This is a genomic window from Burkholderia puraquae, assembly GCF_002099195.1.
In the GTDB taxonomy this organism is placed as follows: Bacteria; Pseudomonadota; Gammaproteobacteria; order Burkholderiales; family Burkholderiaceae; genus Burkholderia; species Burkholderia puraquae.
This window is the reverse complement of record NZ_NBYX01000020.1, coordinates 19,062-33,068: the sequence shown is the minus strand read 5'-3', so window position 1 is coordinate 33,068 and position 14,007 is coordinate 19,062. Positions and strand designations below refer to the sequence as shown.

General features: G+C 68.2%; 13 protein-coding genes. 10 read left to right on the top strand and 3 right to left on the bottom strand.

The window, feature by feature from the left end; translation table 11 throughout:
• Positions 1-8 precede the first annotated feature (8 nt).
• Positions 9-1,067, top strand: coding sequence for an L-idonate 5-dehydrogenase (locus B7G54_RS29410; RefSeq protein WP_085042309.1), 1,059 nt, complete (start codon positions 9-11; stop codon positions 1,065-1,067).
• A 107-nt stretch (positions 1,068-1,174) separates the two neighbouring features.
• Here B7G54_RS29410 and B7G54_RS29405 read toward each other — a convergent pair whose 3' ends face one another.
• Positions 1,175-2,374, bottom strand: a complete 1,200-nt coding sequence (locus tag B7G54_RS29405) for an MFS transporter (RefSeq protein ID WP_085042224.1) — start codon at positions 2,372-2,374, stop codon at positions 1,175-1,177.
• 305 nt (positions 2,375-2,679) lie between these two features.
• Between B7G54_RS29405 and cynR the strand changes: the two genes are divergently transcribed.
• The gene (cynR, locus tag B7G54_RS29400) at positions 2,680-3,570 is read left to right on the top strand and encodes a transcriptional regulator CynR (RefSeq protein ID WP_085042223.1); all 891 of its coding nucleotides are present in this window, start codon (positions 2,680-2,682) and stop codon (positions 3,568-3,570) included.
• Between the two features lie 44 nt (positions 3,571-3,614).
• Here cynR and B7G54_RS29395 read toward each other — a convergent pair whose 3' ends face one another.
• Entirely contained in the window at positions 3,615-4,337 is a 723-nt protein-coding gene (locus B7G54_RS29395) for a FadR/GntR family transcriptional regulator (RefSeq protein WP_085042222.1), read from the bottom strand.
• A gap of 211 nt (positions 4,338-4,548) precedes the next feature.
• Here B7G54_RS29395 and B7G54_RS29390 point away from each other — a divergent pair, with 211 nt between their 5' ends.
• From B7G54_RS29390 to B7G54_RS29380, 3 genes are all read left to right on the top strand, one after another.
• Positions 4,549-5,871, top strand: coding sequence for a C4-dicarboxylate transporter DctA (locus B7G54_RS29390; protein WP_085042307.1), 1,323 nt, complete (start codon positions 4,549-4,551; stop codon positions 5,869-5,871).
• Between the two features lie 105 nt (positions 5,872-5,976).
• Positions 5,977-6,984, top strand: a complete 1,008-nt coding sequence (gene alc, locus B7G54_RS29385) for an allantoicase (protein ID WP_085042221.1) — start codon at positions 5,977-5,979, stop codon at positions 6,982-6,984.
• A gap of 14 nt (positions 6,985-6,998) precedes the next feature.
• Positions 6,999-7,517 carry an ureidoglycolate lyase gene (locus tag B7G54_RS29380; RefSeq protein WP_085042306.1) on the top strand — a complete coding sequence of 173 codons (519 nt, stop codon included), beginning with the start codon at positions 6,999-7,001 and terminating at the stop codon, positions 7,515-7,517.
• A gap of 177 nt (positions 7,518-7,694) precedes the next feature.
• On the opposite strand, the gene fur is transcribed toward B7G54_RS29380, so the two are convergent.
• Positions 7,695-8,123, bottom strand: a complete 429-nt coding sequence (gene fur, locus B7G54_RS29375) for a ferric iron uptake transcriptional regulator (protein WP_034182711.1) — start codon at positions 8,121-8,123, stop codon at positions 7,695-7,697.
• 142 nt (positions 8,124-8,265) lie between these two features.
• Between fur and B7G54_RS29370 the strand changes: the two genes are divergently transcribed.
• The 5 genes from B7G54_RS29370 (at position 8,266) to leuS (ending at position 14,003) form a co-directional block, all read left to right on the top strand.
• On the top strand, positions 8,266-9,084 hold the full coding sequence (locus B7G54_RS29370; protein WP_085042220.1) for an outer membrane protein assembly factor BamE: 819 nt from the start codon (positions 8,266-8,268) through the stop codon (positions 9,082-9,084).
• 62 nt (positions 9,085-9,146) lie between these two features.
• Positions 9,147-9,944 (top strand): 4-hydroxy-tetrahydrodipicolinate reductase, encoded by a 798-nt coding sequence (gene dapB, locus B7G54_RS29365; RefSeq protein WP_085042219.1) that lies wholly within the window; start codon positions 9,147-9,149, stop codon positions 9,942-9,944.
• A 17-nt stretch (positions 9,945-9,961) separates the two neighbouring features.
• Positions 9,962-10,630: a MotA/TolQ/ExbB proton channel family protein gene (locus tag B7G54_RS29360; RefSeq protein ID WP_085042218.1), complete on the top strand. Its 669-nt coding sequence runs from the start codon at positions 9,962-9,964 to the stop codon at positions 10,628-10,630.
• Positions 10,631-10,654: 24 nt separating this feature from the next.
• Positions 10,655-11,116, top strand: coding sequence for an ExbD/TolR family protein (locus B7G54_RS29355; protein WP_085042217.1), 462 nt, complete (start codon positions 10,655-10,657; stop codon positions 11,114-11,116).
• Positions 11,117-11,408: 292 nt separating this feature from the next.
• Positions 11,409-14,003 carry a leucine--tRNA ligase gene (gene leuS, locus B7G54_RS29350; RefSeq protein WP_085042216.1) on the top strand — a complete coding sequence of 865 codons (2,595 nt, stop codon included), beginning with the start codon at positions 11,409-11,411 and terminating at the stop codon, positions 14,001-14,003.
• The last annotated feature ends 4 nt before the right edge of the window (positions 14,004-14,007 follow it).

The following is a 14,007-nucleotide window of genomic DNA, read 5'->3' as shown; positions in this document are numbered from 1 at the left end:
AGCGTGTCATGCGTATGCGTTGCATGTGTGTCGTGATCCACGGGCCGAACGACCTGCGGGTGGAAGAGCAGGATGCGGGCGAGATCGGCCCGGGCCAGGTGCGCGTCGATGTCGCGATGGGCGGCATTTGCGGCTCCGATCTCCATTACTTCCGGCATGGCGGCTTCGGTGCGATCCGGCTGCAGCAGCCGATGGTGCTCGGCCACGAGGTGGCCGGCACGGTCGCGGAAGTTGCGCCGGATGTCACGTCGGTGAGGGTCGGCGATCGCGTCGCGGTCAATCCGAGCCGTCCGTGCGGCGCGTGCCGCTACTGCCTCGAAGGGCTGCCGAACCAGTGTCTGGACATGCGCTTCTACGGCAGCGCGATGCGGATGCCGCACGTGCAGGGCGCGTTCCGCAACGCGCTCGTGTGCGACGCGGTGCAGTGCGTGAAGGTTGCCGATCACGTGCCGCTGTCGCTTGCGGCGCTCGCCGAACCGTTCGCGGTCGGGCTGCATGCGGTGTCGCGCGCGGGCCCGCTGATCGGCAAGCGTGTGCTCGTGTCGGGCTGCGGGCCGATCGGCGTGCTGGCAGTCGCGGCGGCGCGCGTGCACGGCGCGGCGGAGATCGTCGCGACCGACGTCGTCGAGGCGCCGCTGGAAGTGGCGAGCGCGCTCGGCGCCGACCGCACGATCAATGCGGCGGCCGATGCCGGATGGGTCGAGCGTTACGGCGCCGACAAGGGCACGTTCGACGTGATGATCGAATGCTCGGGCAATGCGCGTGCGCTGCGCGACGGGCTGGACGTGATGCGTCCGCGCGGGGTCGTCGTGCAGCTCGGGCTCGGCGGCGATGTCAGCCTGCCGCAGAACGTCGTGGTCGCGAAAGAGCTGTCGATCTGCGGATCGTTCCGCTTCCACGCGGAATTCGCGCTCGCGGTGCAGCTCATCAACGCGGGACGCGTCGACCTGCGGCCGGCTGTCACGCGCGTGTTCCCGATGCGTGACGCGAACCTCGCGTTCGAACTGGCCGGCGACAGGCAGCGCGCGATGAAGGTGCTGATCGACTTCGCGGACGAGGCCGCGTAACGGTCGCGCGCGAGCGCACGACGGTCTCGTCACCATCAGGAAAAGGCGCGCCCCGCAATTCGCGGGGCGTGCCTTTTTTCATGGGGACGAGGAAACGACTTGTTGCATTACTGCGTGATCTGCCGCACGCCAACGCGCTGCGACGCAAGCCACAGCGCGATCAGTACGCCCGCGAGCGCCGCGCCCGCGATGCACACGCCGCGCCAGCCGTCGACGCCGTACGCAACGCTCGCCGCGAACGACCCGAACGCACCGCCGATGAAGTAGCTCGTCAGGTAGATCGTCGTCACGCGGCTGCGCGCGTTGCCGGCCAGCGCATAGATCACGCTCTGGTTCGAGATGTGCATGCCCTGCACGCCGACGTCGAGCAGCAGGATGCCCGCGATCAGCGCCGCGAGCGAGTGCGCGCCGGTCGCGATCAGCGCGAACGACGCGAGCACGGCCGCCGCGAACAGCCCCGTCGCCGCATTGCCGTGGCCGCGATCGACCAGCCGGCCGGCCGACGTCGCCGCGAGCGCGCCCACCGCGCCGACGATCCCGAACAGGCCGATCTGCCCTTCGGAATAGCTGTACGGCGGCTGGCTCAGCAGGAACGTGAGGCCCGTCCACAGCAGGCTGAAGCACGCGAACACGAGTGCGCCGTAGGTGGAGCGCAGTGCGATCAGCGGTTGCGCGCGCACCAGTGCGACGAGCGACTTCATCAGCGCCGCATAGTCGAGGCGCGCATCGCGGCGATCCTTCGGCAGCTTCGCGGCGAGCACGGCGGTCAGCGCGAGCACCATCGCCGCGGCGATGCCGTACACCGCACGCCAGCCGAACCCGTCGGCGATCGCACCGGCCGCGACGCGCGCGAGCAGGATGCCGAGCAGCAACCCGCTCATCACGGTGCCGACCGCGCGGCCGCGCGAGTGCGCGTCGGCAAGCGATGCCGCGAACGGCACCAGCAGCTGGGTCGAACAGGTGACGAAGCCGACCGCGACGTTCGCGACGACGAACATCGTGAAGTTCGTGCTGAACGTGACCGCGACCAGCGCGACGACGTTGAGCATCAGCAGCCGCACGATCAGCGTATGACGGTTGACCGCGTCGCCGAGCGGGACGATCAGCAGCAGGCTCGCCGCATAGCCGAGCTGCGTCAGCGTGACGAGATAGCCGAGCTCGGTCGGCGCGCGCCCGAAGCTGCGCGCGATCGCGGCAAGCAGCGGCTGCGCATAGTAGATGTTGCCGATGACGATGCCGCACGCGCAGGCGAACAGCAGCGTCATGCCGCGGGTCAGGGGAGGATGGGTGTCGTGATGCGGTTCCATGGTCGCGAAAAACGGCGGCGCCGGCCGGCGGCACGGAGCCGTCGGTTGCGCGGGGTGACGGAAATCGGGGCCGGCGTCAACGGATCGGCGGTGAACCGATGCGCGCCGGACGGATCGCGGCCGGGCCCGGATCGGGCGGGCGGCGGATCGTCGTGCGGCGGCAGGGCGGGCCCGGGCGGGCCGTTCCGGTGCGGTCACAGGGGCGCTGCACGGGAACGGATGTGCGTATGATGCGGGAATCGAGCCATAGCGTCCAAGACTAGGTCGTTATGGTCTCCATTGGTAGAACCAATACGTTGGCCGTCATGCTACTTCGCCACATCCGCTATTTCCTGGCCGTCGCCGAGCAGCGCAGCTTCACGCGCGCGGCCGACGCGCTGCATGTATCGCAGCCGACGCTGTCGCAGCAGGTCCGCCAGCTCGAGGAAACGCTCGGCGTGCAGTTGTTCGACCGCTCGGGCCGCACGGTGCAGCTCACCGAGTTCGGCGAGGTCTATGCGCGCCACGCGCGCGCCGCGCTGCACGAGCTCGATACGGGGCAGCGCGCGTTGCACGACGTCGCTGATCTCGGCAGCGGGTCGCTGCGGCTCGCGATGATGCCGACCTTCGCGGCCTACTTGAGCGGCTCGCTGATCGACGCGTTCCATGCCGACTATCCGAACGTCGCGCTGGCGATCGACGCGATGCCGCAGGAACGCATCGAGGCGTTGCTCGCCGACGACCGGCTCGACGCGGGCTTCGCGTTCATGCCGCCGCGCGCGCCGGATATCGACGCGCTGCCGCTGTGGGACGAGCCGCTCGCGCTCGTGACGGGCCGCACGCATCGTCTCGCGCAGCGTCACCGGGCACTGACGCCGGCCGAGCTCGGCGGCGAGCCGCTGGTGCTGCTGAGCCGGGTGTTCGCGACGCGCGAAAGCATCGACCGGTATTTCATCGAGCATGGCGCGCAGCCGAAGATCGCGATCGAGACGAACACGATCAGTGCGGTGCTGGCGCTCGTGCGATGCGGCCGGCTCGCGACGGTGCTGCCCGACGCGATCGCGCGCGAGAGCGGCGACCTGTGTGCGCTGGAGATCGATCCGCCGCTGCCCGTGCGCACTGCTGCGCTGCTGACGCGCAAGGGCGCGTACCGCAGTGTCGCGGCGCGCGCGTTCATCGAACGTGCGCTCGCGTATCGCGATCCGTCGAGAGGTTGACCGGTACGACCGGGCGGCGCCGCGCGCGACGGCCGCCCGGGTCGTCATGCGTGCGGTGTCGGGAAGAAGACGCCGGCGCGCTGCGCGGCGTTTGCAATGTGCGTTTCGATCGCGGTGCCCGCGGCGGCCGCATCGCGCGCGATCAGCGCGTCGACGATCGCGCGGTGCTCGTGCCACGTCGACAGCAGCAGCTCGCGCCGGTAGAACGGCATGCGCTGGCTTTCCTTCATGATGTCAGCGCTGCTGCGCAGCACCGATTCGATCGCCGCGTTGCCGGCCAGATGGATGATCCGCATGTGGAAGTCGAAGTCGAGCTGCGACGCTTCGTCGATCGCGTTTTCGGTGAGCGCGACGTGCAGGTCGGCGAGGTTGTCCTCGAACCATGCGATGTCGTCATCGCTGACGACGTGCGCGGCCATCCGCGCGGCGAACCCTTCGAGCGCATAGCGCATCTGGTACGTGTCGGGCGGCGACGACTGCTCGGCAAACCGCCATGCATGCGCGGCCGTGGCCTGCGCGCTTTCGACATACACGCCCTTGCCGGCGCGGATGCGCAGCATCCCGAGCGCCTCGAGCGTCGACAGCGCCTCGCGCAGCGACGCGCGGCTGATCTCCAGCTCCTCGGAGAGCTGGCGCTGGGCCGGCAGCAGGCTGCCGACCGGATACACGCCTGCCTCGATCCGGTCGCGGATCGTCGCGATGGCGGCGTCGGTCACGGTATGCGGAACGTTTTTCATGAGGTGAACTTTGGCCGGTCTGACCGGCATTGTAATCCGCACGCAGGCGGTGCATGGCCGCCCTACGGGAAAGCCACGATCCGCCGCTGTCCAGTGCATCGAAACCGGGTAGCAGGGGCGGGAAATCCCTATTTTGTCCGTCCTTGACTCCACTATATCGGCTTCCTACTATCCACCATAACATCACTGGTCTTACCAGTATGAACAGACGAAACTGCAACCGTTGGATCGGGAGAGCGCCGTGTCGAAATTCCTCAATTCGTTGTTTGGCCGGGTAGTCGTCGCACTTATTCTAGGGATCGCGCTGGGCGCGTTCTTCCCGCATTTCGCCGAGTCGTTGCGGCCGCTCGGCGACGGCTTCCTGAAGCTCATCAAGATGGTGATCGGGCCGATCGTGTTCTGCGTCGTGGTCAGCGGGATGGCCAACGCGGGCGACCTGAAGAAGGTCGGCCGGGTCGGCCTGAAGGCCGTCGTCTACTTCGAGATCATGACGACGCTCGCGCTCGGCATCGGCCTCGTGCTCGCGTGGCTCACGCGTCCGGGCGTCGGGATGAACATCGACCTGCGCTCGCTCGACGCATCGTCGCTCGCGTCGTACGCGAAGAACGCCGAAAGCCTGAAGGACACGGCCGGCTACCTGATGAAGATCATCCCCGAGACCGCGATCGATGCGTTCGCGAAGGGCGACATCCTGCAGATCCTCGTGTTCGCGGTGCTGTTCGGCTCCGCGCTGTCGCTGCTCGGCGACAAGGCGCAGCGCGTCAACTCGCTGATCGAGGAACTGTCGCACGTGTTCTTCCGGATCATCGGCTTCATCATCAAGCTCGCGCCGCTCGGCGTGCTCGGCGCGATCGCGTTCACGACCGGCAAGTACGGCGTCGCGTCGCTCAAGCAGCTCGGTTACCTGGTCGCGGTGTTCTACCTGAGCTGCTTCGTGTTCGTCACGGTCGTGCTCGGCGCGGTGATGCGGCTCGCGGGCTTCTCGGTGTTCAAGCTGATCCGCTACCTGCGCGAGGAACTGTCGATCGTGCTCGGCACGGCGTCGTCGGACGCGGTGCTGCCGCAGGTGATGCGCAAGCTCGAATACATGGGCGTGAAGGATTCGACGGTCGGCCTCGTGATCCCGACCGGCTATTCGTTCAACCTCGACGGCTTCTCGATCTACCTGACGCTCGCCGTGCTGTTCATCGCGCAGGCTACCAACACGCCGCTGTCGACGCATGACCTGATCGTCGTGCTGCTCGTGTCGCTCGTCACGTCGAAGGGCGCGCACGGGATCCCGGGCTCGGCGATCGTGATCCTTGCGGCGACGCTGTCGGCGATCCCGGCGATTCCGGTGCTCGGCCTCGTGCTGATCCTGCCGGTCGACTGGTTCGTCGGCATCGCCCGCGCGCTGACCAACCTGATCGGCAACTGCGTCGCGACGGTGGTCGTCGCGGTGTGGGAGAACGACATCGATCGTGCCCGCGCGAAACGCGTGCTGAACCGCGAGCTGCGCTACGTGCCGGCCGAAGAGGAAGACCGCGCGGCGCCGGTCGCCGGCGACCAGGCTCACGCGCTCTGAGCGCAACCCCGCGCGGGGCGGCTTCCCCTGGCCGTCCCGCGCAACTGCAATTCACGCGGCCGGCGCCTCGATGCGCCGGCACGTCATCAAACATCAGGAGACGACATGGCAGCCCCCATCCTCGATCCGAACGCGCCGGCCTTCACGCGGCGATACATGAACCTCGCCGACCCGCGCCTCGGGGCACAGGCGCTCTTCGCCAGCGACGAATTCTTCGCGCCGAAGGAGCGCATGCTGAATCCCGAGCCGGCCGTGTTCATTCCCGGCAAGTACGACGACCACGGCAAGTGGATGGACGGCTGGGAAACGCGCCGCAAGCGTACGACAGGCCACGACTTCTGCGTGGTGCGGCTCGCGCGGCCGGGTGTGATCCACGGCGTCGATCTCGATACGAGCCACTTCACCGGCAACTTCCCGCCGGCCGCGTCGATCGACGCGTGCATCGCCGAAGGCGACACGCCGCCCGATAACGCCGAATGGCATCCGCTCGTCCCGGCGACGACGCTGCAGGGCAATTCGCATCACTACGTGAGCGTCGACGATGCGCAGCCCTATACGCACCTGCGCGTAAACCTGTACCCGGACGGCGGCCTCGCGCGGCTGCGCGTGTACGGCCAGCCGCAGCGCGACTGGCGCCAGGTGCCGGCCGGCGAGCTCGTCGATCTTGCGGCGATCGAGAACGGCGGTTACCTGGTGGCCGCGAACAACCAGCACTTCGGTCCGGCCTCGCAGATGCTGATGCCGGGGCGGGGCGTGAACATGGGCGACGGCTGGGAAACGCGGCGGCGCCGCGAGCCCGGCAACGACTGGGCGATCGTCGCGCTCGCGCGGCCGGGCATCATCCGGCGCGTCGAAGTGGATACCGCGTTCTTCAAGGGCAATTTCCCCGACCGCTGCTCGCTGCAGGCCGCGCAGGTCGCGGGCGGCACCGACGATTCGCTCGTCACGCAGGCGATGTTCTGGGCCGAACTGCTCGGCGAGCAGAAGCTGCAGATGGACCACGTCCACACGTTCGACCAGCTTGCCGCGCTCGGCCCCGTCACGCACGTGCGCTTCAACATCTTCCCGGACGGCGGCGTGTCGCGCCTGCGTCTGTGGGGCGAGCCGGCTTGAAGGAGGGCAACGGCATGAGCGGATCCCACATCCTGCGCGTCGAGCGCCTGACCCGCGAAGCGTTCGCGCCGTTCGGCGACGTGATCGCGCTCGAAGGCGCGCGGCATTTCCCGATCAACGGCGGCACGACCGAGCGCTTCCACGACCTCGCGACGATCGACGTGTGTGCGGACGGCGGCCGCCCGCTCGTCAGCGTGTTCCGCGCGCAGCCGCGCACGCTGCCGGTCGCGGTCACGCTGATGGAGCGCCATCCGCACGGCAGCCAGGCGTTCATCCCGCTCGCGGCCGTGTCGCGCTACGCGATCGTCGTCGCGCCGGCCGGCGAATTCCGGCCCGACGCGATGCGCGCGTTTCTCGCGGAAGGCTGGCAGGGCGTGAACTATGCGAAGGGCGTCTGGCACCATCCGCTGCTCGCGCTCGACGCGGTCAGCGATTTCGTGATCGTCGATCGCGGTGGGCCCCAGCCGAACTGCGACGAGATCCCGCTCGAGCATGCATGGGCGCTCGAGTTCGAGCCGGCCTGCACGGCCTGACGCAGGCGCGACGCCCGGTTCAGGTTGCCCGATGGCAGCCCGGGCGGGCGTGCCGCAGGGTTTTTGAAAGCCGGGGCGCACGGCTGGTGCGGCAGTGCGCTGCCACCACCCCGAAAAGAACACGGCCCGGGCGGCGAGATGCCGGCCGGGCCGTGCTGCGTGCGCGGAGCGCGCGAATCAGTGCTTGCGGTGCGGGCAGTTCTCGGTCGTGCAGGAACCGTACATCGCGAGCGAGTGCTCCTGGAGCCGGAAGCCGCGCTCCTTCGCGATCGCCTGCTGGCGGCCTTCGATCTCGGCGTCGAAGAATTCCTCGACACGGCCGCAATCGAGGCACACGAGGTGGTCGTGGTGCGAGCCTTCGTTCAGTTCGAACACGGCCTTGCCGGATTCGAAGTTGCTGCGCGAGAGCAGGCCGGCCTGCTCGAACTGCGTCAGCACGCGGTAGACGGTGGCCAGCCCGATGTCGAGCTGCTCGTTGAGCAGGTTCCGGTAGACGTCTTCTGCCGTCAGGTGGCGCACCGGGCTTTGCTGGAAGATCTCGAGAATCTTGAGGCGCGGTAGGGTGGCCTTTAGCCCGATATTCTTGAGATCCGTCGGATTGGTCATGGCTAGGCATCCCTAGAGTACAATGCAGGGCTTCAATGTTACCGGCTTTTCGCCGTTCCAGAAACACGCGCGGCCTGCGATGCGGGCCTGCACGGTGAGGGAAATGATTCCAGAATCTCTTTCGCACTTTCAGAGGAGCCGCATGCGGAGTGTCATCATCGCTGCCGCCGCCGTTGCCGCGCTGGCTGGTTGTTCGTCGTACGACAGCGTGACGCAGCGCATCGCGCAGAGCATCACCCCCTACCGGATCACCGTCGTGCAGGGCAACTTCGTGTCGCAGGAGAAGGCCTCGCAGCTGCAGGTCGGCATGTCGCGCGAGCAGGTGCGCGCGCTGCTCGGCACCCCGCTGCTGGCAGACATGTTCCACGCCGACCGCTGGGATTACCTCTTCTACTTCAAGCGCGGCTCGACGGCAGTCGTCCAGCAGCGCGATCTCGTCGTGACGTTCTCGGGCGACCGCCTGGCGGGCTGGACGGGGGCGGACAACCTGCCTTCGGAACTCGACCTGCTGGCCGACATCGACGGCGACCGCGGCGGCAAGAAGGCGAAGGCGGCCGCAGCGGCGAAGAAGGCCGCCGAGGCTGCCGCCGCCGCGAGCGCTGCGCAAGCGGCCGCGAGCGCGCCGGCGCCGGAGGCTGTCGCCAGCCCGTCCGCCGTGCCGGCGTCCGGCGCGGTGGTCGACCAGGATGCGAACGCGCAGGCCGCCCGTGCGGCGAACCGCGCGACCAACCAGGTGTCGGGCCAGGGCACGGCCGCACGTCGGTTCGCGCCGTCCACGCAGGCTGCCGGCGGTGCGCCGGTGCCGGGCGGCCAGCCGCCGGGCGCGGTTCCGGCGATCCAGCCGCAGTTCCAGTTCCATCGTCCGCCGCAGCCGAACGTGTCGAACGAGGCGTCGCCGCCGGTCGGCCCGCAAGGCTCGGATACGCTGCAGAACCAGCCGCTCACCGTGCCGGCGCAGTAAGTCCGCGTGCGGAAACCGGGCGGCGTGCGCCGCCCGCTTTTAGACCTGTCGTGTAGAAAGCCATGAAGATTGCGATTGCCGGCGCATCGGGCCGTATGGGCCGGATGCTGATCGAAGCCGTTCTCAACGATTCCGACGCGCAGCTCGTCGGCGCGCTCGACCGCGCCGATTCGCCGTTCCTCGGCCAGGACGCCGGCGCGTTCCTCGGCAAGGAAACCGGGGTCAAGCTGACCGCCGACCTCGACGCCGTGTTCGCGCAGGCCGACTACCTGATCGATTTCACGCGTCCGGAAGGCACGATGGCCCATATCGAGGCCGCGCTGCGCCACGACGTGAAGCTCGTGATCGGCACGACCGGCTTCACCGCCGAGCAGAAGGCCGGGTTGCAGGCCGCGGCGGGCAAGATCGGCATCGTGTTCGCAGCGAACATGAGCGTCGGCGTGAACGTCACGCTGAAGCTGCTCGAATTTGCGGCGAAGCATTTCTCGCACGGCTACGATATCGAGATCATCGAGGCACATCACCGCCACAAGGTCGACGCACCGTCGGGCACCGCGCTGATGATGGGCGAAGCCGTCGCCGGCGCGCTCGGGCGCTCGCTCGACGATTGCGCGGTGTACGGCCGCCATGGCGTGACGGGCGAACGCGATCCGTCGTCGATCGGCTTCGCCGCGGTGCGCGGCGGCGACATCGTCGGCGATCACACCGTGCTGTTCGCCGGGATCGGCGAGCGCATCGAGATCACGCACAAGTCGTCGAGCCGCGTGTCGTATGCGCAGGGCGCGCTGCGCGCGGTCCGCTTCCTGTCGGCGCGCGGCGCCGGCCTGTTCGACATGCAGGACGTGCTCGGCCTGCGCTGACCCACGGGGAAACTCCGATGGCGATACCCACCGGCGTTGTCCACTACCTCGAAAGCGGCGATGCGATCACGCATGCCGTCGCCTATGTGCTGCTGGCGATGTCCGTCGCCAGCTGGTGCTTCCTCCTCATGAAAGCCTGGCTGCTCGTCCGCGCGAAGCGGCAGGGGCCGCGCGCGCTCGCCGCGTTCTGGCGCGCGCCGTCGCTCGACGCGGGCATCGCCGCGCTCGCCGGTGCGGATCGCGAGCGCGTGTTCGTGCCGCTCGCCGAAGCCGCGCGCGACGCCGCCGACGACCACGACCCGGCCGCACTGGCCGCGCGCGTCGAGCGCGGCGAACGCGTGCTGCGCGCGTTGCGGCACGCGATGCTGCGCTCGCAGCGGCGTCTCGAATTCGGCCAGGTGCTGCTCGCGTCGATCGGCAGCACCGCGCCGTTCGTCGGGCTGCTCGGCACCGTGTGGGGCATCTATCACGCGCTCGGCAGCATCGCCGCGAGCGGGCAGGCACAGATCGAGAACGTCGCGGGGCCGGTCGGCGAGGCGCTGATCATGACCGCGTTCGGGCTCGTCGTCGCGATTCCGGCAGTGCTGGCCTACAACATCCTCGGGCGGCTCGTCCGGCAGCTCGCCGAGGAACTCGACGGTTTCGCGCGCGACCTGCATGTGTTCGTGTGTGCGGAAGGCGCCTGACTCAAGGCCCCGGGAGGAACGACCATGGCATTCGGCGGGCTCGAGCACCACAAGACGTCCGCGCCGATGGCGGAGATCAACATGACCCCGCTGATCGACGTGATGCTGGTGCTGCTCGTCATCTTCATCATCACCGCGCCGCTGATGACGCACGCGATCCGGCTCGACCTGCCGAAGGTGGCGGCCAGCGTCGCGCGCGACACGCCGCAATCCGTCACCTTGTCGATCGACGACGCGGGCCAGCTGTACTGGGACGACGCGCCCGTGGCGCTCGACGCGCTGCCCGCGCGCTTCCGGGCCGCCGCCGCGGGCGGCGCGCCGCCCGAGCTGCGGCTGCGCGCGTCGCGCGCGACCCGCTACGACGTGATCGCGCAGGTGATGGGCGCCGCGCAGGCCGCCGGCCTCGTGCGGATCGGCTTCGTGACCGACGTGCCGCCGCAGGCGGGCGGTTCCGCGGCGGCGCCTGCCGTGCCGGCCAACCGCTGAACGGATCCGGCGGGCCCATCCCTGCCGCGGGATCGGGCCGCATGCCGCAAGACCGGTCGAATGGGCCGGCGCGGGCGGTATAATCAACGTTTTTCCCGGTTGGCAGGCTTTTCTCAGGTAACCCGGAATTTTCCAGGCTACCCGGGCATGCTGCGGGTTACCCGGCAAATTCCCGGAAACCGTGAGCAGGTCAGGCAACAGCGAACCTGCAGGTCCGCCGGGCAAGCACGATTTTCGATCCACTCCTGCGCGCGCGCCGTCGCGCCGCTTAAAGCCTAGTCCGAACCACACCATGCACGAGAGATACGTACCCGCCGACGTCGAAGCCGCCGCCCAGGGCGACTGGCGCGCAGCCGATGTCTACAAGACGCAGGAAGATTCGCAGAAGCCGAAGTTCTACTGCGTGTCGATGCTGCCGTACCCGTCCGGCAAGCTGCACATGGGTCACGTGCGCAACTACACGATCAACGACGTGATGTACCGCTATCTGCGGATGAACGGCTACAACACGCTGATGCCGATGGGCTGGGACGCGTTCGGGATGCCGGCCGAGAACGCCGCGATGGCGAACGGCGTGCCGCCCGCGAAGTGGACCTACGACAACATCGACTACATGAAGGGCCAGATGCAGTCGATGGGCCTCGCGATCGACTGGTCGCGCGAAATCGCGACGTGCAAGCCCGACTACTACAAGTGGAACCAGTGGCTGTTCCTGAAGATGCTCGAGAAGGGCATCGCATACAAGAAGACGGGCACCGTGAACTGGGATCCGGTCGACCAGACCGTGCTCGCGAACGAGCAGGTGATCGACGGCCGCGGCTGGCGTTCGGGCGCGCTCGTCGAGAAGCGCGAGATCCCGATGTACTACCTGCGCATCACGCAGTACGCGGATGAGCTGCTGAACGATCTCGACGGCCTCGGCTGGCCCGAGCGCGTGAAGATCATGCAGCAGAACTGGATCGGCAAGAGCTTCGGCGTGAACTTCGGCTTCCCGTACGAACTCGACGGCGAGAAGAAGCTGCTGCGCGTGTTCACGACGCGCGCCGACACGATCATGGGCGTCACGTTCTGCGCGATCGCGGCCGAGCATCCGCTCGCCACGCGTCTCGCGCAGGACAAGCCGGAACTGCTCGCGTTCATCGACGAATGCAAGCGCGGCGGTGTCGCCGAGGCCGACGTGGCGACGATGGAGAAGAAGGGCGTGGCGACGGGCTTCTCGGTCACGCATCCGCTGACCGGCGAGCCGGTCGAGGTGTGGATCGGCAACTACGTGCTGATGAGCTACGGCGAAGGCGCGGTGATGGGCGTGCCGGGCCACGACGAGCGCGATTTCGCGTTCGCGAAGAAATACGACCTGCCGATCAAGCAGGTGATCTCGGCCGAAGGCCAGCAGTACTCGCTCGACGCCTGGCAGGAGTGGTACGGCGACAAGGAAGCCGCGATCTGCGTGAACAGCGGCAAGTACGACGGCCTGCACTACGCGGAAGCCGTCGACGCGGTCGCGGCCGATCTCAACGCCGGCGGCTTCGGCGACAAGCAGGTCACGTGGCGCCTGCGCGACTGGGGCGTGTCGCGCCAGCGCTACTGGGGCACGCCGATCCCGATCATCCACTGCCCGTCGTGCGGCGACGTGCCGGTGCCCGAACAGGACCTGCCCGTCGTGCTGCCGGAAGACCTCGTGCCGGACGGCTCGGGCAACCCGCTCGCGAAGTCGGAAGCGTTCCTGAACTGCGCGTGCCCGAAGTGCGGTGCGGCCGCGAAGCGCGAAACCGACACGATGGACACCTTCGTCGATTCGTCGTGGTATTTCTCGCGCTACACGGCGCCGGACGCCGAGACGATGGTCGACGCGCGCACCGATTACTGGATGCCGATGGATCAGTACATCGGCGGCATCGAGCACGCGATCCTGCACCTGCTGTATTCGCGCTTCTGGACCAAGGTGATGCGCGACCTCGGCCTCGTGAAGTTCGGCGAGCCGGCGAAGAACCTGCTCACGCAGGGGATGGTGCTGAACGAGACGTTCTATCGTGAAGACGCTTCCGGCAAGAAGACCTGGTACAACCCGGCCGACGTGACGGTCACGCACGACGACAAGGGCCGCCCGGTCGGCGCGACGCTGAACACCGACGGCCAGCCGGTCGTGCTCGGCGGCATCGAGAAGATGTCGAAGTCGAAGAACAACGGTGTCGATCCGCAGGTGCTGATCGACCAGTACGGCGCCGATACCGCGCGCCTGTTCACGATGTTCGCCGCACCGCCCGAGCAGCAGCTCGAGTGGTCGGGTGCGGGCGTCGAGGGCGCGAGCCGCTTCCTGCGCCGAGTGTGGAGCTTCGGTGCGACGAACCGCGAAGCGCTGGCCGCGCGCGCGGGCTTCGATGCGGCCGCGCTCGGCGAAGCCGACAAGGCGCTGCGTCGCGAGATCTACAGCGTGCTGAAGCAGGCCGATTTCGACTACCAGCGCCTGCAGTACAACACGGTCGTGTCGGCTGCGATGAAGATGCTGAACGCGATCGACGGCGCGAAGGGCGCGACGCCCGGCGTGCTGCGCGAAACGTACGGCGTGCTGCTGCGCGTGCTGTACCCGGTCGTGCCGCACGTCACGTTCGAGCTGTGGAAGGCGCTGGGCTACGCGGACGAATTCGGCCCGCTGCTCGACGCACCGTGGCCGAAGGTCGACGAGGCCGCGCTCGAGCAGGCCGAGATCGAACTCGTGCTGCAGGTGAACGGCAAGGTGCGCGGCGCGCTGAAGGTGGCGAAGGACGCGAGCCGCGAGGCGATCGAAGCCGCGGCGGTAGCCGACGACGCGTTCGCGAAGTTCAGCGACGGCAAGCCGGCGAAGAAGATCGTCGTCGTGCCGGGCCGCCTCGTGAACATCGTCGTCTGACGGC